The sequence below is a fragment of the Paenibacillus sp. ISL-20 genome (assembly GCF_018613005.1).
In the GTDB taxonomy this organism is placed as follows: Bacteria; Bacillota; Bacilli; order Paenibacillales; family Paenibacillaceae; genus Paenibacillus_AQ.
In genome coordinates this window covers 1-18,440 of sequence record NZ_JAGGRD010000063.1, presented here as the reverse complement: position 1 = coordinate 18,440, position 18,440 = coordinate 1, and the positions used below count along the sequence as shown (strand labels likewise).

At 50.0% G+C, this 18,440-nt stretch carries 17 protein-coding genes; all 17 read left to right on the top strand.

Annotated elements, in window-relative coordinates:
• Positions 1-108 precede the first annotated feature (108 nt).
• Positions 109-2,277 carry a transcriptional regulator gene (locus J7E85_RS28940; RefSeq protein ID WP_098748623.1) on the top strand — a complete coding sequence of 723 codons (2,169 nt, stop codon included), beginning with the start codon at positions 109-111 and terminating at the stop codon, positions 2,275-2,277.
• Between the two features lie 376 nt (positions 2,278-2,653).
• A complete protein-coding gene (locus tag J7E85_RS28935; protein ID WP_076324590.1) occupies positions 2,654-3,085 on the top strand; it encodes a membrane-associated protease 1 in 432 nt (143 codons plus the stop codon).
• Between the two features lie 126 nt (positions 3,086-3,211).
• Positions 3,212-3,757 carry a J domain-containing protein gene (locus J7E85_RS28930; protein WP_353049573.1) on the top strand — a complete coding sequence of 182 codons (546 nt, stop codon included), beginning with the start codon at positions 3,212-3,214 and terminating at the stop codon, positions 3,755-3,757.
• A gap of 36 nt (positions 3,758-3,793) precedes the next feature.
• Positions 3,794-4,333 carry an FHA domain-containing protein gene (locus J7E85_RS28925; protein WP_215163373.1) on the top strand — a complete coding sequence of 180 codons (540 nt, stop codon included), beginning with the start codon at positions 3,794-3,796 and terminating at the stop codon, positions 4,331-4,333.
• A 41-nt stretch (positions 4,334-4,374) separates the two neighbouring features.
• Positions 4,375-4,893: an FHA domain-containing protein gene (locus J7E85_RS28920; protein WP_076324588.1), complete on the top strand. Its 519-nt coding sequence runs from the start codon at positions 4,375-4,377 to the stop codon at positions 4,891-4,893.
• Between the two features lie 15 nt (positions 4,894-4,908).
• Positions 4,909-5,793: a PP2C family protein-serine/threonine phosphatase gene (locus J7E85_RS28915; protein ID WP_215163372.1), complete on the top strand. Its 885-nt coding sequence runs from the start codon at positions 4,909-4,911 to the stop codon at positions 5,791-5,793.
• 44 nt (positions 5,794-5,837) lie between these two features.
• On the top strand, positions 5,838-7,766 hold the full coding sequence (locus J7E85_RS28910; protein WP_215163371.1) for a PP2C family protein-serine/threonine phosphatase: 1,929 nt from the start codon (positions 5,838-5,840) through the stop codon (positions 7,764-7,766).
• Complete coding sequence (locus J7E85_RS28905) at positions 7,763-9,049, top strand: normocyte-binding protein (protein ID WP_215163370.1); 1,287 nt, start codon at positions 7,763-7,765, stop codon at positions 9,047-9,049. Before J7E85_RS28910 ends, J7E85_RS28905 begins: the two co-directional genes overlap by 4 nt.
• Positions 9,040-9,738: an iron-dependent peroxidase gene (locus J7E85_RS28900; RefSeq protein ID WP_215163369.1), complete on the top strand. Its 699-nt coding sequence runs from the start codon at positions 9,040-9,042 to the stop codon at positions 9,736-9,738. Before J7E85_RS28905 ends, J7E85_RS28900 begins: the two co-directional genes overlap by 10 nt.
• 56 nt (positions 9,739-9,794) lie before the next feature.
• Entirely contained in the window at positions 9,795-12,443 is a 2,649-nt protein-coding gene (locus J7E85_RS28895) for a molecular chaperone (RefSeq protein ID WP_215163368.1), read from the top strand.
• A 149-nt stretch (positions 12,444-12,592) separates the two neighbouring features.
• On the top strand, positions 12,593-13,366 hold the full coding sequence (locus J7E85_RS28890) for a DNA and RNA helicase (protein WP_215163367.1): 774 nt from the start codon (positions 12,593-12,595) through the stop codon (positions 13,364-13,366).
• Between the two features lie 45 nt (positions 13,367-13,411).
• A complete protein-coding gene (locus J7E85_RS28885; RefSeq protein ID WP_251036125.1) occupies positions 13,412-14,002 on the top strand; it encodes a hypothetical protein in 591 nt (196 codons plus the stop codon).
• Positions 13,999-15,411 (top strand): phage baseplate assembly protein V, encoded by a 1,413-nt coding sequence (locus tag J7E85_RS28880; protein ID WP_215163365.1) that lies wholly within the window; start codon positions 13,999-14,001, stop codon positions 15,409-15,411. The genes J7E85_RS28885 and J7E85_RS28880 overlap by 4 nt, the downstream gene beginning before the upstream one ends.
• Complete coding sequence (locus tag J7E85_RS28875) at positions 15,408-16,037, top strand: hypothetical protein (RefSeq protein WP_215163364.1); 630 nt, start codon at positions 15,408-15,410, stop codon at positions 16,035-16,037. The genes J7E85_RS28880 and J7E85_RS28875 overlap by 4 nt, the downstream gene beginning before the upstream one ends.
• A gap of 16 nt (positions 16,038-16,053) precedes the next feature.
• The gene (locus J7E85_RS28870) at positions 16,054-16,578 is read left to right on the top strand and encodes an imm11 family protein (RefSeq protein WP_215163363.1); all 525 of its coding nucleotides are present in this window, start codon (positions 16,054-16,056) and stop codon (positions 16,576-16,578) included.
• Between the two features lie 31 nt (positions 16,579-16,609).
• Positions 16,610-17,011: a DUF4280 domain-containing protein gene (locus tag J7E85_RS28865; protein WP_215163362.1), complete on the top strand. Its 402-nt coding sequence runs from the start codon at positions 16,610-16,612 to the stop codon at positions 17,009-17,011.
• A 79-nt stretch (positions 17,012-17,090) separates the two neighbouring features.
• On the top strand, positions 17,091-18,440 hold a 1,350-nt coding region (locus J7E85_RS28860), incomplete at its 3' end, for a contractile injection system protein, VgrG/Pvc8 family (protein ID WP_215163361.1).

Sequence of the window (18,440 nt, the reverse complement as noted above, 5' to 3'; positions counted from 1 at the left end):
CGGATACTGTCGAGAAAATAAGTAGTGCAAGCGTCCGGCATGGGAAAGAATCCGGGGTCTTCATCAGGCCGGCTGCGCTTTTTAGAAACGGGAGGAGGAATAACGACAATGGATATTATCAATCAGACCAATCGAACGATGCTGTTCGAAGAGATCAATCCCGAGAAGCTGGACCTGATCACCATTGTGGGCGATGTTAAAGGCATTGATAGTCTGAGCGACGACAAAATCAAGGAGATCAATAGCCAGCTTTTAGTGCGAAGCTTCGATGAATTTTTGGACAAGTTCTCGCCGACGGTGTACTCATTTTTCAATGCGGCTAACCAAAAAGTCGTCTACATGCTGAAGAAGCCCGAAGGAATCGCCGAGGAGGCGATTTCCGAAATCCGGATTGATCAACACAATGATTTCTTGAAAATGTTGTTCACACTGATCGACACGAAACGCAGCCAAGGAATGACGAACGTCGATTTCAAGTTTGAGCATTTGCTCGACATGATTTCGCCGAAGAAGGTCATGGATGACATTCGTCAGGTTCGTAAGGAAATCCATTACATGTACGGACAATACGAGAAGCTGGATGACGAGGATCCGAAAAAGCTGGATATGGGCGACAAACTGAACGCGATGTTCGAAGAGGCGAGTGCCAATTACAACAACGTGATGGCTATGCTTCCACTGGCGATCGAGGATATTAAGACGCGTCTGCTGCTCGGCAGCTCCAACGAAGAAAGCGATTCCGAAGCGGTGCAAATCGGTATGCTGACGATCGGGGAAAGCGGGGAGTTAAAAATCATCGAGGCTCCGAAGGGGGACAGCACGGAACTCGTGCTGCTGGACGAGAACAGCTCCAATGGTTTGGCGGTTGTCTTCGAAGACGATTACAACTCCATCACGGAAACTCCATCCGGTTATGTTAAGGATTTGGTTGTACGAACCTTTAGTCCGCTGCCGGCGGTAAGCACGGAAGTGAATCTTGAGACAGAGGTACAGAACTACAACACGTATCTGGAATTCTACAAAACGGCCAAGGATGATTTCGTCAAAACCGTGAAGCCGCTGGTGGAGAAAATTCTCGGCGTCAAAATGTTTTTTGATCAATATGCCGTCAAGAACAAAGGGATGGCACCTTCGCTGCTCGTGACGAATACGAAGCTGGATATGATCGTGAAAAGCGCCAATATCCCTCGCCTGGAGACTTATTTGAACACGGTCAACTCCAAGAATGATTTCTCGGATACGATCTGGTTCGGCATCGTCCCTTCCGTAGAGTTGGAGAGTGCCGGCAAGGTGAAGGTAACCCGCGAGCGCTTCAAGGGCAACGAGAAAATTGCCAAGCAGGACGGCAACACCATGGAATCCTTGTCGATGCTCATGCAGGTTGTCAAAGACTTCAAGGTGCAAATTTTCTTCAGCTTCGAATCGGGAGAAGAGACGACGTTCAACAATATGGCTACTGCAGGCATCGATAAATACATCGACAAATGCACGCCGCTCCTCCGTAAAGAGTACAGCGAATATGCAATTCCATGTATTCCGAACTTTACGGTCATTCCGAAGGAGAAGTCGGGCGTAATCATCGATAGCCGCATGGTTCAGACCGAGAACGGAGCCCAGCTCTCCAAGGAAAAGGAAGACATTCTCAAGCTCTGGATCGAGGGTGTTTATGTTGGGGCCTCGTATGTGGCTGCGGGTATCGTCTCAGCCTATCAATGTCCGGAGTACTTGAAGGAATCCTTTAAGAACACGAGCAAAGAGTTCCCTGGCGTTCGTTTTGACATTGAAGCTGGCGAGAACAGCCTGCGGGCGGTCACGACGATGGCGAAGGAAATTACCGGATTTACGAATACGATCAAGGATTCGATTAACCGGAAGAACTTCGGCTTTATTTTCTCCTCGGAGAACGCTCAGCTGCAAGGCAAGGATATCCGCCGGATTACGGTGTACAAGGCGAGAAGCCTGGCTGCGTCGGAGGACGGTTTCGACTCCATTTACAAAACACTGGTCAGCACATACATAGAGCGGATTCTTCGCTTCCAGACGGCCGACTTCAAGCATGAGAACATCATTAAATTTTTCAGTAACAATCCGAGCAGCCAGAAGAGCATGTGGCTGGCCAAGCGCGGTTTCATAAATTCAATTATTCATGACGGCGATGACATGAATTATGTGATCGACGAGAAGAACAACCTGTGTCACATTGATCTGATCTATAACGGCAATGTGAAGAATTTGGAAGTCATGATTACCAAAGGTACCAGTCCAGTCAAAGCCTAAGACAACTTTTGATCACGAAGCGGGAACTGAGGGAATACTCGGCGTCGAATCTTGAATTCACCCGGGCCTTCCGGTGCTCACGTAGGTTTGCCTACGCTCCGCTCCTCAGTCCCTAGCTTCATTCAACCTTCTCGGTGCTGAAAAGTTGCCTAGAGGAAATTCAAAGGTAACTTTTGATCACGAAGCGGGAACTGAGGGAATATTCGGCGTCGAATCTTGAATTCAGCCGGGCCTTCCGGTGCCACTTTGATCACGAAGCATCAACTTAATCTGTATGTGGGAGACGATCCTTCAACGGTTCGTCTCGTTACATAAATTTTGGGCAAGAACATCTGCCCGAACAAATAATTTCACTTATGCTAAGGAGGATTTACGTATGGGATTCAGATTGAAGGTAGAAGGAGCCGAAACAATCGAGCTCGGATTGGACAACATTCAGAAAGTGATTTATGACACGGATACACCGGATGATTCAAATGCTAGGTCAACTGATGTTGGTTCCACATTGAAAATCAGCGGTAAAATCATTACTGCTACGGACGGCGACAAAGCGGATGACACGCTGAAGCTGGCGCTGTGGTCTTTGGTTCCTGCAGAAAAGGCGGATTGCTACCGTAAGCTGACGCTTGAAGTGATCGCAGCGGATCAAGTGGTTCGGGAAATTACATTTCCTAATGCTTTTGTGGTGGATTACAAAGAAACGTTCGGCGACACCGAAGGTGTAGGTTCTTTCGAGCTGTACGTGAAGCAGAAGAAAGACAAAACCGAGTTGGCTAAGCTTAACGGCGGTTACGACGCAAGTAATTAATTCATTGCACTCATAGTACCAGGGTAGCAAGCAATCTCAAGGGGCCAGGCCCCTTGAGATTTACTATACCTTGTGCGAACGCCCGCTTGAGATAAGAAAGGCTGCAGGAGTGACAACCTGCCCACAGTGGGAAAAAGCACGAAAGCAAGTCAGGTGCTCTTTGATCAGGCCGATAAAGGCATAAGCGAAAGCGGGGAAATCGCGTTGAATGGTACCGATTACTACACAGAGCTCGGAGTTTCTAGGCAGTCCACGACAGCCGAGGTTCGGCAAGCTTATCGCAGGCTGGCCAAGCGTTATCATCCGGACGTCAATCCCGGGAATGCAGAAGCGGAAGTCAAGTTCAAGCGGATTGTCGAGGCTTACGAGACCTTAAGCGATGAGCAGCTTCGTGCAGCTTACGACGAGAGGCAGGCTAGTGCCAATCCATCCTCAGGTCAGCGGAGTGGAAGGTCGCAGGCAGGGCAGGGCGGACGGAAATCGTCTGGCACATCGTCGGCGAAGATGGAGTCGGAAGGCTTTGATCCGGCTGAGATACACAAGCAATTTGAGCAGTTTTTTGGCATGTCGTCGCCCAAGGGGCGGTCAGATTCGCAGGATAAGGAAGCAAACAATAAGAATCCGCTGGATACTTCAGCGATGTTTAATCAATTTTTTGGCTATAAAAAATAACTGATATTGCCTACATACATTGACGGGGGGAGCCACTTGAAGCCGGAGAACCACAAATGGATTACACTAATTGATCTGTTGATATACGGAATATTAGCCGGTATGGTGCTGTATGCCCTGCTCCGTCCTTTGCATTATACATTGCAAATGTCCATCGTCGCGGTATCGGCCGTGATTGCCAGCGTGTTGATTTGGACCAGTGGTCGTTCCAATGATAAGCCACAGGTAGCGAGGGAAGCGGTCGCGAAGATCGTGCTGCTCGATGATGACGGAGAGCGCGTGAAGGAATGGTACGTCAAGGGAGAAACCTCAGTCCTGATCGGAAAAAACACGCAGCGCGGCGAGGTTGACATAGATTTGTCGGACTGCGAGTATGCGTCGCTTGTCAGCTCCGAGCATGCTGTCCTGAATCGCGTTGGCGATCAGTGGTTCATTGAAGATGCGGATTCCCACAGCGGGACAGGTATCCGTAAAGCAGGACGCAGCGAGGCGAACCGGCTTGTTGTCGAAGAGCCTGCAGAGATTGGTACAGGGGATATGATCTTTATTGCTAATACGCGGTTGTTAGTGAAATAACGGAGAACACACTTACCTACAAATGGGGGATTGAATCGAAGATGAGCTTGACGAGATGCCTGAATGGACACATGTTCAGTACGAGAAAGCATGGCAACACTTGTCCATATTGCAATACGACGCTAGAGCAGCCTTCGCGGAACGAATCACGCAGACCCCAGGTCGCAGAGGATATGGAAGAGAAGACGATGCCTTATCTCGGGGAGACGACGGGAATTCAGCCGGTAACGGGCTGGTTGGTATGTGTCGAGGGCCCGCAGATGGGACAGGATTACCGTATTATGGCTGAGAAAAATTTCATCGGCCGCGCGGAGGAAATGCAGATTCGACTTATCGGGGACAACGCGGTGTCCAGACGCAATCATGCCGTGATTGTCTACGATCCGAAGAAGCGAAATTTTTATTTGCTGCCGGGCGATGCCTCAGGGCTTGCTTATCACAACAACGAAGCGGTATACACGCCGGCTGAGCTTAACGCCTATGATTTAATCCAGCTCGGGCGCAGTAAATTTGTATTTGTGCCTTTATGCGGACCACATTTTGAGTGGGATAATAGTTAAGAACGGATGGTAACGATGGAGGATTTGAGTTTTTTCGAATCGTACGGAATCGTTGCGGCTGCACTGATCACCGTCGCCGTATTGCTTGTTATGCGGCAAAAGCTGCGTACGAGTCCCGCTGTAGAAATTACGCCCGAGGATAGCGAACTTCTGTATATTCCAGACATTATTGAAACGAACAAAATTGGGAATGCCCAGACGATTGGCAAGCGGGAAGAGCAGGATGATTACTTCTCAAGCTCGACAACGAAAATCGGTACGATGGCTGTGATAGCCGACGGCATTAGCGGGTTGTCGCATGGACGAATGGCCAGTACGCTGGCCGTTACGATGTTCTCTAGAGAGTATCTGAAGGTGGATGATCCGGCGGATATTCCCGAATATTTTCACAAAACGGCACTGATCAGCAATCGGGCAATCCTGGAGCAGCTTGGCGGGGCAACCGGAGGCACGACGCTCGTCGTGGGCATTGTGTCCGGAGGATTACTGCATTGGGGTGCGGTTGGAGACAGCATGATTATTCTGTTTAGGGATGGCGAATTTATTCCGATCAATTCCAAGCATACCCTGGAGACGGTGCTGGAGGAAAAGTATCTATCCGGCGAAATCAGCAAGGAGGAAGCCAAGGAGAATCCCAATCGCAACCAGTTGGTTAACTATTTGGGATATGGCGGTTTTAAAAGCATGGAGGTTGGCGACCCGGTATCCTTGCAAGCAAATGACACGATCATTCTGTGCAGTGACGGGGTTTATGATGCGCTGACCGAGGTAGAGATGGAGCAGATATTGATGCAGGGCTTGCCGTCGCAGGATGCCGCGGAAGAGATGATCAGCTTGATTGAGCGCAAGAGCTACAAGCATCAGGACAATGCAACGGTCATTATTTTGCAAATGGATTAACACATCATTATTCTCGCAGCAGGCCGGGGGAAACGGAGGAACACATGAGAAAGGAGAACAGCGATTTCAAGACCGCATTTGTCTCCGAAGCGGGTTCGTTTATCGACAACAGAGATTATTTTGCCTTCGTGGAGCTTGAGGACATGGCTTGCTACGTCATTGCGGATGGTCTCGATACGGATCGAGAGGCACATAGCGCGAAAATGGCAATCAGTGTCATCCTGGAGAATTTTATGGAGAAGCCTTCCTTGTCACGGAGAAAAATCCGGCAGGATTTGGAGACAGCTCATGAGTGGTTGAAGTTTGAAAGCCGCAGAGTCCGGCTTAAAGCCAGCGTGCTCGTTGTTGTGACGAATTATACGCGGATGGTGTGGGCGACCTGTGGTCATGCGCGATTATACCATTTTCGCGGCGGACGGCTGAATCTGCGTTCCAGAGATCAGAGCCTGGCGCAGTTGCTTCTGGAGGACGGAAGGGTGTCCGAGGAGGGGGTTTCTGGTCATGAGGAGCGAGGGAATTTGTTGAGTTATATGGGGCGGCCAGATCGCTTTGAACCCTATATTTCAAATAAAACTCCGCTTTCGGATGGAGATGTGCTTCTTCTGTGCACACCGGGAATTTGGGAAGAGGTCGAGCTGCCGGAAATGCTCGATGCACTGGCGGAATCGAGTGATCCCGACAGCTTGACGGATACGCTGGAGGACATTGTCCTCAGCAAGCAGCAGCAGACGGTGAACAATTATACTGCAGCCGCTGTTTACGCTAACAAGACGTTTACCGAGAAGCCCAAAAACCGGAAGAAATGGATCATACGCATCGCAATACTGCTGCTCACCATGGTGATCGCCGGGGGAGGTATCTGGTATGCGAAGGCTAGACAGGCGGCTAAATTGGCCGAGACGGTCGTGCAGATGACCGAGTTTGAGCAGGAGGGTGACGAATACGCATCCGCCAGCGATTACCCGAAGGCGCTTAAGGCTTACAGTGAAGCGAAGAACGCGGCCAGCAAGCTGAAAGACAAGCTGCATTTTCAACTGCTTCGCAACAAGCAGCGCGTGGCCCAAGCCATGACGGACGGCGACGAATACGTGAAGGACGGCAGCTTTGATATGGCACTGGACAGCTATGCGAAAGCGCTGGGTGAGGCGGAGAAGTACAAGCCGTTCAAGGTAGAGGATATTCAGGCGCGAATCGAGCGAAGCGAGGCGGTCGCCAAGCTGACGGAAGTCATAAAGGAAGGCGATATCCACTTCCAGAATCAGGATTACACCAGCGCGCTGGAGACATACAAGAAGGCGTACAGGGCAGCGATTGAAGCGAATTATCCGAGCGGTCAGAAGCAGTTGGAGACGAAGATGGAAGAGACCGAGGGGAAAATCAATACCATTTATCGGGAGACCAAAACGCTTAAGGCCGACAATTTGGAGAAAAAAGGTGACCGCGCGCTAGCCGCACTGGATTATAACGCCGCCATCGAGGCTTATTCGCTGGCTCAGGAAATTTACCAGGAGATCGACAAGCTGGAGCGGGTGCTGGCGATGGAGCGGAAAATTGCCAAAGCCGACGAGAAGCGCAATCCCATCATGCCTGCGGAGGGACCATCGGATTCGGCTTCGCTCTCGGCGGGAGGGGAGCCCGTTTCGGGTATGTTCGAGATGAACGGTTCGAATGGAATGAACGGACAGAATGGCTCAAGTGGAAATAACGGATCGTACGGGAGCAATGGATCCGGCGGGGCTTCCGAGCGGAGCGGTGCTTCAGAATCAAACGTTGACGGAGCCACTAGATATGAAGGAAGCGTGGATCAAGCTCCAGCAGGCAGTCCTTCGCCTGATGGATCAACTTCATCAGGGCCGAGTTCGGCGAATCAGGGTGCAACCGCTGGATCTGAGGAGGCAGGAGCAAGCCCAGCAAGTTCTACGAGCGACAGGCAGGATCAGTCAGCTACGCCGGAAGGAGGCGGGGGATCATGAAGGATATCGTGATGGATCGGCTTAGTAAAATGGAGGATTTGCAGCAGCGCCGGGTGCTTCGCAATCTGATGAGCGGCGTGTTCCTCGGCCTGGTCGAATACCAGGAGGAGCTGAACCGCCAGATTGAGCGGCGAGTATTCGAGGAGGTTGGCAATCAGGACAGCAAATACGATGTGTATGTGGGGATGTGCCGCCGTGAGGAATGGGATCCCCTGCACGAGTATTTGTTCCCGATGATTACAGAGGATACGGAGCCGCGCAGGATTGATCTGCATCATTTGGTTGCCCGTCTAAACGAAGGAGAGAAGCAGCCGTTATTCTCCTTGTTTCTTGAATGCAAATATCCAATGATCCAGGAGCTACTCTACAGTGACCGGACATTTCGCGGAGAGCTGGTTACGAATATAGGTCGTCATGTCATTCAAGTCAAGCTGGAGCGAAATACCGCATACATACGAGAAATCGAGAAACTGTATCATGTTTTTCTAAGCAATGGCCTGCCTTGGAAAACGATCAATCATCCTTACGCTTACAAATTCGTGAACGTCGTATTGATCGGGGGGGACGTTCAGCTGGCGGTAGAAGAGGAAGTTCAGGAGATCACCGTTCATCTGGAGGAATACGAAGCATATAAAAGAACGGATCTAGTTCCGCTCTGGAACATTCAGCGCCTGGAACTGAAGACGGGAGGCTTTCCGGTTCCGGCGGCTGATCGCGTGAATTTCGAGCATGTGCTGCCGCTGCGCAAAAGCGGGCTGCAGCATGGCTATCTGGTCGACACCAATGACGACAGCATTCGTTACATCAAGCGTTCGCCGGAAGAACTGACCGTTGTATCGACGCGTGATAAATCCGATTCCTGGCAGGTATTGATGGTGGTGGAGCCGGTTAGTACAGGCATGGGCAAGCTGAGTTACGCACTGATGTCGAACCGGCAGCGGGACGATTTCATCAGCAATTATGGCCGCAGTCAAGGACAGGTCGTTCGCTCCAAGGGCGAGATCGTGCGGATTATCCATTCTTTTGCTGTATCGGAATGGCTGGAGCTCGTGGATGTGGAGATTCGGCCCCCTTCCGCCAATAACGCGCTGACCTATGAGCTGAACCGGTTCATTACGGATGAGGTTCGGGTGGATAACGGAAAATGGCGGATGTGCCTGAAATTCATCTACCGGGAATCCGGCAAGGAGTTGGGCTATTTAGCCGAGGATATGATGAGCTTTTTGGTGTCCCAAGTCCAGATGTCATTCCCCGAATATCGCTGTGAAGGAGAATGGGCTTGAATTACATTTGGGATTTGCTCGTTCAGGCGCAGGAATCCGGAATTCGTAAGCGGGATGTTACTTTCCTTCCGGCCAAGGTGTATTCGCCATACATGGAGCTTAGCTTAGAGGATTTAAATGCCGTTGCGGGCGAGCAGGTCGAGGTTGAGGTCAACCCGTTCTATCGATTCTCCGATGTATTCCGCGATTTGCTGAACATCAACTTGACGGAAGATGAGGAGATCCGCCATACGTTGTTTGATATTCTGATTCATTTCCTGGCGGAGCTGGACTTCATGCAGGGCATGAATAAGCGGGAATATCACATACGATTCGTACTGCGAGATTTGGAAGCCGGGGCGTTCGGTGAGCGGGTAAAGGAGCGGATCGGTCTGTTCGAGCGGGATGAACGGGAGTGGATCGCCTGCGCAATCCTCCGCATGTATGACACGGGAGAGACGCTGAACCTGCTTCGAAGCACGGTAAGCCGAATTTTTCGCCGTTCGACGATTTATGTCAACAGCGAGGAGAAGGATGAGATGCTGTTTTACATCGGCCATAAGAAGACGGAGCTCGCCGGCCGGAAGCTGGAGCTGCTGATGGAGCTGTTCCTCCCGGTTCGCTACCGCACCGAGGTGTATTGGGATTGCCATGTGGGGATTATCGATGCCGCGGATACAATGATCCAGGATCGCATCGCCATGTATTAGAGAGAGGTAGTTCACGAATACACCCCTAACCATTTTGGAGGAGGAATTGATCAAGCATGAAGGGCTATAAACTGTACACGGATTCCACCAGCCAACAGCGGGTGCGCGGGAAGGTTCGATATACGCAGGAAGAGCTTACGGAGATGACCACCTTCCAACTGCGGAATATTTGCTACCGGGAACGGCTCGTAGAGGGGCTTAGCCATCGGCTGGACCGGGAAGAAATGATCCGCGTCATCCTGAAGTATTTGGGCGCGGACGAAGAAATGTTCATCGGCCCTTTCTGCGAAGGCGGCTTCGAGCGCGTAAAGACGGTGATGCGCAAATACATGCAGGCCTCGCTTCAAGGGGACGGGGGCATTCGCGTTCCGGCCCGCATCGTCATTTATCCAAACATCGCCATCGATAAAAGCGACGGCTATAAGGTGAAGGCCCCTGCGGTATTAGCGGAGTCCAATGTACTGCTCGTCAACGACCGGATGGAGCTCTGCGGCATTCTTCATTTGCGCAAAGAGGAGGGCGAGGCGGGCAGCTTTTATTTGGCAGCGGACAGCAGCATGGAATGGCAGCGCACGTCCAATCGCCAGTACAGCCTGTTGTTCCTCCGCAAGCGTGATTCGGAATACGTGTATAAGGCGTATTACCAGGCGCAGGCGCTGCCGCCCGTTCAAATCCAATATTATAAAATTCCGCTGGCTGAGCTGGACATACGGGAGCTGCAAAATACGGATGCCGTGCTGGCGATCGATTTCGGTACTTCCAATACAACAGCCGGCGCTTTTTTGTACCACGGGTACGCGCAGTCTCCGAGCAGTCTTGATGTGTTAAACGGTCATATTCGCTCCAATGAAGTGAATTTCGTGAGATTCCCCGATCCAACGTACCGAAGAACGGAATGGATCGAGGCGCTGCCTACCGCGGTCAGCGTAGCCGATTGCTCTGACCCGGCAGCGGTAAAATACCAGTTCGGCCATGAGGCGTTGTTGAATATCCGCCGCAGCAGCTACAGCAGCCGCGCCTCGGTATTTCAGGGACTTAAACGCTGGGTGAACAGCTATAACCAGCCAGTCGAGATTATGGACAGCGAAGGAAATACGGCTTCCATATTGCGGCGGGATATCATCCAGGCGTATTTGAAATACGTAATCCAGATGGCGGAGCATCAATTCAAATGCAAGTTCAAGAACCTGCATTTCTCGAGTCCTGTCAAGATGAAGGCCCCGTTCCTTAAAATGTTCGCCGAGATTTTGCCGGATTACCGAATTGAACAGCAGGAGGCGCTGGATGAGGGGATGGCCGTACTGTACAACACGATTGCGGACGGCCTGGAACGGAATATATTCATGGAGGGGACGGAGTATAAAGCACTCGTGATCGACTGCGGGGGCGGAACGACGGATTTATCCTCCTGCCGCTTCCGCGTCGAGGACGGGCATATGTCCTACCGCATCGTGATGGATGCGACGTATGAGAACGGGGATACGCATTTTGGCGGCAACAACATTACATATCGCATTATGCAGTTTATGAAAATCGTATTCGCCGATTATTACACAAGCGGGCGGCGCAGAGTGACGGATATCGATGATTTGATCGATATTCCGGCAAACGACTTGTTCCGCGAAGTGGATGAGAACGGCGTAGCCGCGGTGTATACCGAACTGGAGCGACGTTATCGTGAGGCGGAGGCGATGATTCCGACCGCCTTTGCAATGTACGAGAATCGCTCGCGGGACGAGTATTACCGGGTTCGCGGCAATTTTTATTTCTTGTGGGAGATTGCCGAGGGCATGAAGGAACAGTTTTTCCGCAAGACCGGAATCCTGAGGAACCGCTTCGATGCAGAGGAGGACGACAGCCGGGATAACGATTTGCAGATAACCACGATGGAGCGATGGTTCCTGTCGGTGCTGCGGGGCGGTGAATTGAAGGATGAATATGAAATTCCGAATGTTGTGTTCAATATCAAGGAAATTACCCAGCTGATCAAAGGGGATATCTACGAGGTGCTGCGCAAATTTCTGGATGGATTCTACCAGGACGGCGTGCTGGGCGAGTATTCGATTATTAAGCTGACCGGGCAATCCTGCCGGATCGAGGTGTTTCGCGAGGCGCTGAAGGAGTTTGTACCGGGACGGAGCATCGAATTCCGGCAAAAACCCGTCGAAGGCCGTGTTCCCGAGTTGAAGCTGGCCTGCCTGCGCGGAGCGATCCGCTATCTGAACGCCCGGAAGGCCGGCGTCATCGAGACGAGCATTACGAATCATGCCGCTGTCATCCCGTATTCGGTTAGCGCATACACCCATGACCGCCGCGAGCTGGAGCTAATCTCCAGCCTGGAACGGACGAACCGGGTGCTGGGCTTCATCTCTCGGCCTTACCACACACAGGAGGTGGAGTTCCTCCTGCGGGGATCGGACGGCGTGCTGCGGCACAGCTATGTGTACCATAACCGGATCAAGGACTATGAGTCCGTGAAATACGAGGATATCCAGGCGGTCTATCAGGATAAAATTCCGCAGGACGATACCGACTCTATCGTGAACGGAGAGACGAAGTATTTCGTCTTTGCGGATGACAATCACTGGGGCTTTCACGTGCTGCCGATCGCCCGCCAGGACGAAGGGCTGCTGCTCGGCCGCAAGGAGCTGTTCCCGTTCGAGAACGAGCGGTCGGAGCTGGACTTTTTTGACGGGATGAAGTAGGGGGAGTGCACTTCTGATCTTTACTTCCAATCCTGTCCTGCACCTGCATGAGTTCATATGGAGGGGTACCAAGCTTGAAACCTATCTGATCACACAGAACTTAACCGGGAGAGTCGTATGAACGTTACAGCCGGAAGGAGGGGAAGGCAATGTTTAATCATATTACACCGAAGTTCGAGAAGGGCCGGATCCTAAAGACGGCGATGCTGGAAAATCTTCGGGATTTCCCACGCGAATTTGTGGATGTCTACTATCAGGAATATACGGACGGCATCATTACAGGTGCCCATGTTGAGGTCGGAGCAGATTCCTTGACCGTTCATCCCGGCATCGTCAAGCACCAAGGGCGTTTATATTTGCTGAAAGATGCTGTGAGCACCAAGTACCGCGCTACAGGGCGGGAGGCCGCGCTGAAGGTTCGTTTCCATGCAGGCGAAGAAGACAGCGACTGGCGGACGTATCGCAGTGAGATCGTGATCGACGAACAGATGGAGGCGGGTGCCTCCGAGCTCGAGCTGTGCCGCTTTAAGCTGAAGGAAGGCGCCCGGCTGCGGCAGGACTACCAGGGCTTCCGGGACCTGGCGACTGAATTTAATACCGTGAATGTTCTGCATGTCCGCTATGCGGCTTACGGCAAAAGCACCTTGTCCCCGGTTATCCTGCGCTGCTTCGCAGAGGAAATGAAACTCAAGGGAAGCGGCGATCCGCAGGACTTCATGTTTACGATGATGTGCATGAACGAGGGAACCCTCGCTCGGGACGTCATTTTGCACTATATGGCGAACCGTCTTGGCATGAGCAGCAGGGAGTACACCAACGTGGAGATCCATAAGTATTTGTGCCGTATCCTGGACGGTGTCCGGGGTGGTGGCGGTAAGATGGGCATGATCCCGGGCGGCGGCCAGCGGGTGATTGTGGACTAGGGAGGGGTTTACCCCATAAAAGGAGGAGGAAAAGTTATGTCGTTTATGGATGAGAAGATTACGCAGATTATTAATGAAGCAGAGCAATCGATGATATCTCGTTCTATTACGGATGGGCCGGTGAAAATTGGGAAGCGGTATTATGAATTTACTTTGCAGTCTTTCTATGAGGACAAAATCTCTCTCTACCTTCCTGCTGACTTTGAAGAAATGCCTAAGGAGATTCGATCCATTAAGTATCCCTATGAACAACGGCCTGAAATTATTAGAAGCGATGAGTCGGGAGCAATTAATTTCACTCTAAACCGAATAGATCATGAGTTAAAGGATGAGATGGTACAGGAACTGGCTACCAGCATGAAATCGATGATTCAAAAGTCGAATCCTTCTCATGTTTTCTACGAAAGCGGGGTAGAGACTGTAAACGAGAAAACGCTCGGATACTTTGAGTTTAAAAATATGGTGATCGACGGCTCCTTATTTAACATCATGTATTTCCTCGAACTTGAAGGCAAGGTCTTAATGGGAACCTTCTGCTGTCGATATGAGGACTATCCAGATTGGAGAGATGTGGCGTATCAGGCAATACGCAGCATCACTGTCCATGTTGAAGAAGAGGGAGGGGAACAAGCATGAGCGAGGTCATCTATACGTCTGCAAATATTACGGTATCAAATTATAAGTTCGAGAGAATTACGGAACTGGTCATCGATAAACAAGTAAATGAACATGCCAAGCTGATGATTAGCGGCATTATTTCCGAAGACATGCAGGATAAGTATATTGAACAAGCAAATGCGAGCGATACCATTCGGGTTGCTGTCCAGGATAAGGACAAGGCAATCCCCCTGTTTCACGGTGTAATTACGAATATCTCCGTACAAGCTGCGCGTGGTGTTAGGAGTATTGCGATTGAAGCCCATAGCTCATCCATCCTTATGGATATCCGTAAGGAGACAGGGTCTATCCAAAATAAAGAGCTATCTTATAAAGGTTTGTTTCATCGGATTATAGCTAACTATCCTGATTCCGATGTCATTGACGAAGCATCGCAAGGCAAAAAAACGGGTGGATTACTGGTTCAATATCAAGAAACCGATTGGGCGTTTATGAGGAGATTAGCCTCGCATTTTCACGCCCCACTAATTCCTGTCAGTTCTCAATCCGGTATTAAACTGTATGTCGGATTGCCTGATGCTGATCATCCCCAGAAGTTAGATGAATACAACTACGCTATCAATAAAGATTTAAGAGACTATAAGCTGAAATCCGAGAACGGTGTGAAGGATATTTCAGAGCAAAATAGCATCAGTTACACAGTTACAAGCCACAAGGTGTTTGAGTTGGGCCAAGCGGTCTCCTTCCAAAGACGGACATTGTATGTCAGCCGCGTGGAGACCAAGCTGGAGAACGGCATACTGAGCAGTATTTACGATCTAAAAGATGCCAAAGGGCTGCGCTGCCGAACGGAATATCCTTATGCGCTAGCGGGAACGTCGTTATTTGGAACGATCCTTGATGTGGCAAAGGATAAGGTCAGGGTAAAGCTGAACATTGATCAGGATCAACCTGTGAATGAAGCCATGTGGTTTGCTTATTCCACGGTTTATTCATCCCCGGATGGGAGCGGCTGGTACTGCATGCCGGAGAAAGGGGATGAAGTGCGGCTTTATTTTCCCGACGAACAAGAGAAAAATGCTTTTGCCGCGAGCTCGGTGGACACCGACTCCCCTAATCCTGAGAAACGAAGCGACCCGTCAGTGAAGAGCATCAGTACCAAATATGGCAAAGAAATCGTGTTTAAACCCGGCGCAGTTGAAATTATTGGTGGAGGCCAATTGCTGATGAAACTCACCGATGATGGTGGGATCGAAATTAACAGCGACAAGAAGATTTCCCTGTCGGCCATGGAGGATATCGAAATTAACGGCGGTGCCAAGATTCTCATACAAGGGGAGTCAGGCATTGAATTCGTTCAAGGGAATGCTTCGCTTAAAGTGGAGGATGAGGTCACGCTTAGCGGGGGCAGGGTGAATATCGAATGAGTGCTGTCATGAGTCGTGAAGAGGCGTTGGGTCATTTATTGGAAAATCATGTGTTTGATCGCTGGCAGGGTGACTTGGATATCATTTCTGAAAGCTATATCCAAAATCAAGATGCTACTATAGCGGAATTTGTGAGTTCAGTGGATTCAGCGTGTAAAAAGGCGGCCGAGCTTCAAGACGCAGGGATGAAGGGAGATATTCAATATATCTATCTATCTTTGCTGCGGACAAGCTTGATGGAGTATAAGGCCAGTTATCGCATCGATATTCATGACGAGCGTTGGTTTCTTGATCCTGTAGAGTGTTCTTCACACTGGAAGGCAGAGTTTATATTTAATCCTTTATTTCAGAGAATGCGGGAGTTGGAAGCTGTTAAATCAAGTTATGCTCGGAAAATCTCGACGATGGATATTGAACGGATCTTACAAATTGAAGCCATAAGACACCATTTGTTCGCGATCGAATTTATGAGAAATATGGTTCCTTCTATTTTGGAATGTGAGGGTTACAACTTGCTGGTGAAAAAACCGAATATTTGTATTCTGGCAGGGGAATACCGGGATCGCAGCGAGCTTCTCTATGGTCAGCCGGAAACAGGACAAGAAGGAATCATGGCAGAGCAGTGAATGGAGGAGGGATGTCATGGATTACTTTATGATGCAGCAGGATGAACGCTATACCGACACTCCAGTTTTACAAAATCTTCGGCAAAAAATCGATATACGCCATATGAATCGCCTACGTGCTCATCAAATTGCAGATACAACAATATTTCAGGTTAAGGCCTCTACCAATACGGAGTATTTGGATCTATTAAGCCATCAGCTCTACTTGCTGTCAGATAAATTGAAGAAATTGATCGCCATGTACGAGCCGGAATGTATTTTTAAGCATATTCCTCTGATGGATCAATTCAATAGTAAGCAAAGTCTTTACTTCCTGCCTTTTTTCGAGGAAGTCGAAGCTCTAAGTCCGAGCAGTGAATTTAATGCGGATCGAAGCGTCATCAAGAAGCTGGTACTCCAAGGGGAGAAGGTGGCGAAGAAGCGAATTTTCCGCGTGCAAGAAAGTGAGCAACCTCTGATCATTGTCCGCCTAGATGTAGCCGAGAGCATACTCCGCCGAGATATGATCGGAGTTAGCTTGAAGAAAGTTCTCGTTGAGTGATTGAGCGAAAGTTGGGGAAGGGCGTGAACTGATGGATAAGTATGAGTATGTTGTACGTGGCGCTAATATTTTTTGCGATTGTGGATCACATATACGGAAACTGAATTTGCCGAATAGCCACGGAGCCTATGTCAATGGCAAGCCTTTGATGAACGAATCGGACTCTATTCCCGAAGTAAATATTTCGAATTTTGGGATCTGCAGCAGTCCGGAAAATCAGAGCGGTGAGACGGTTTATTTAATCTCGATGGATGGCCAAGAAATACAGGGGAAGCCTTGCGTGCTAGCTCTGTTGGCCGGCAGCAAATGGGAGAAGACCAAAGAGCAGGCAAAGGTAGAAGGGAAATCGGCTCTGACTACCGAGTCTGAATTGAGCTGTTCACTAGGTGGGGTGATCCGTTTTAACAGCAGTGGTCAGCATGATGAGGACTAGGATGACATGTCAAATATGAAGAGCATAAGCGGAGGCGACCGGACAGCATGAAAAGTTATGCGATCGGAGGCTAGTTGATATGATAGGGTTTGAAAACATAAGAGTAACATCGCCATACCGACTCAAGGTAGTTAAAGACATTCAAATAGAATGGAAGTCGAATGAGCATGGGCGACTATTCATTCGCGGCCTTGTCGATGATCAGGATCAGGTTAACGCCGTACTCAAAGCGTCGACGGATGACCAAGTTCAGGCGTTTGACGGGGAAACCAAGATTTTTAGCGGGCTCATTGCCAACGTACAAACCAAGCATCACAACGGGATTTATAGCATAGAGATAGAAGCCGTTTCCGGCTCGAGCCGGTTGGATGCTCAGAAGAGGCGCCGATCCTTCCAAAATAAAAACATGACGTACGGCGAACTCGTTAAAAGCGTTTTGAAAGCTTATGCCGGGTACGATGTGATTCAACTCGTTGGCGAAAATGAGTCTATTGGCGAACCGATCATCCAGTATGACGAGACCGACTGGGAGTTCCTCAGACGGATGGCCAGTCATTTTCAGAGTGTGGTGTTCAGTGATATTTATGAAGCCAAGCCACGGATGTACATCGGAGTGCCAACCAGGAACAGCATCCAGTTCCCCGATGATTTGCCGTATACGGCAAGTAAAGATCTACTTGCTTATCAAGAGGCTAGGTCAGGATCTGCCTCGGTGCATCATACCGATTTTTTTACATACGAAATTCAAAGTGGCACACGTTATGCCATCGGCGATGAGGTTCTGTTTCGAGATAAACCGATGGTGATTAGTGAAATGAAAGCCGCCATGGATCAGGGTCAACTGATCTATAACTACCGCTTATCGAGCAGGGATGGCATACGTCAAAATCGGATACATAACCAAAAATTAATTGGCATCTCGATGAACGGTAAGGTGTTAGATGTTAAAGGTCAGCAGATCAAGCTGCATTTGGAGATCGATCAGGAGCAGTCGCCCGCATCGGCCTATTGGTTCCCTTTTGCCCCGCCTACGGGCAGTGCCATGTACTCGATGCCTCAGAAGGGAACGAATGCGAGCCTGTACTTCCCGGATGATGCAGGAAGCAAAGCCAAGGTCATCGGCTGTGTCCGGACGAACGGAGAGGATTGCAGCAAAACCGGGGATCCCAACAACCGCTACTTCGGTACGGAGCATGGCAGCGAGCTAGAAATTACGCCGACAGCGATTAATGTGGTCAGTGGTTCCAAAGAGCCGTTAATGATTAGCTTTGATGATGCAGCAGGCGTCATCCTGACAAGTCACCGGAAGCTCACGATGAACGCGGGTGAAGATATTTCGCTGTACACTCCAAAACGTGTGGTATTCCGAACACCGAACATGATCCTGGCCAAGAAGTTAAGCAAGCTGAGCGGATTTACGGTTGAAAGT

Coding starts and splice junctions, on each gene's coding strand:
- J7E85_RS28940 (WP_098748623.1), top strand. CDS start 109: ATGGATATTATCAATCAGACCAATCGAACGATGCTGTTCGAAGAGATC.
- J7E85_RS28935 (WP_076324590.1), top strand. CDS start 2,654: ATGGGATTCAGATTGAAGGTAGAAGGAGCCGAAACAATCGAGCTCGGA.
- J7E85_RS28920 (WP_076324588.1), top strand. CDS start 4,375: ATGAGCTTGACGAGATGCCTGAATGGACACATGTTCAGTACGAGAAAG.
- J7E85_RS28915 (WP_215163372.1), top strand. CDS start 4,909: ATGGAGGATTTGAGTTTTTTCGAATCGTACGGAATCGTTGCGGCTGCA.
- J7E85_RS28910 (WP_215163371.1), top strand. CDS start 5,838: ATGAGAAAGGAGAACAGCGATTTCAAGACCGCATTTGTCTCCGAAGCG.
- J7E85_RS28905 (WP_215163370.1), top strand. CDS start 7,763: ATGAAGGATATCGTGATGGATCGGCTTAGTAAAATGGAGGATTTGCAG.
- J7E85_RS28900 (WP_215163369.1), top strand. CDS start 9,040: ATGGGCTTGAATTACATTTGGGATTTGCTCGTTCAGGCGCAGGAATCC.
- J7E85_RS28895 (WP_215163368.1), top strand. CDS start 9,795: ATGAAGGGCTATAAACTGTACACGGATTCCACCAGCCAACAGCGGGTG.
- J7E85_RS28890 (WP_215163367.1), top strand. CDS start 12,593: ATGTTTAATCATATTACACCGAAGTTCGAGAAGGGCCGGATCCTAAAG.
- J7E85_RS28885 (WP_251036125.1), top strand. CDS start 13,412: ATGGATGAGAAGATTACGCAGATTATTAATGAAGCAGAGCAATCGATG.
- J7E85_RS28880 (WP_215163365.1), top strand. CDS start 13,999: ATGAGCGAGGTCATCTATACGTCTGCAAATATTACGGTATCAAATTAT.
- J7E85_RS28875 (WP_215163364.1), top strand. CDS start 15,408: ATGAGTGCTGTCATGAGTCGTGAAGAGGCGTTGGGTCATTTATTGGAA.
- J7E85_RS28870 (WP_215163363.1), top strand. CDS start 16,054: ATGGATTACTTTATGATGCAGCAGGATGAACGCTATACCGACACTCCA.
- J7E85_RS28865 (WP_215163362.1), top strand. CDS start 16,610: ATGGATAAGTATGAGTATGTTGTACGTGGCGCTAATATTTTTTGCGAT.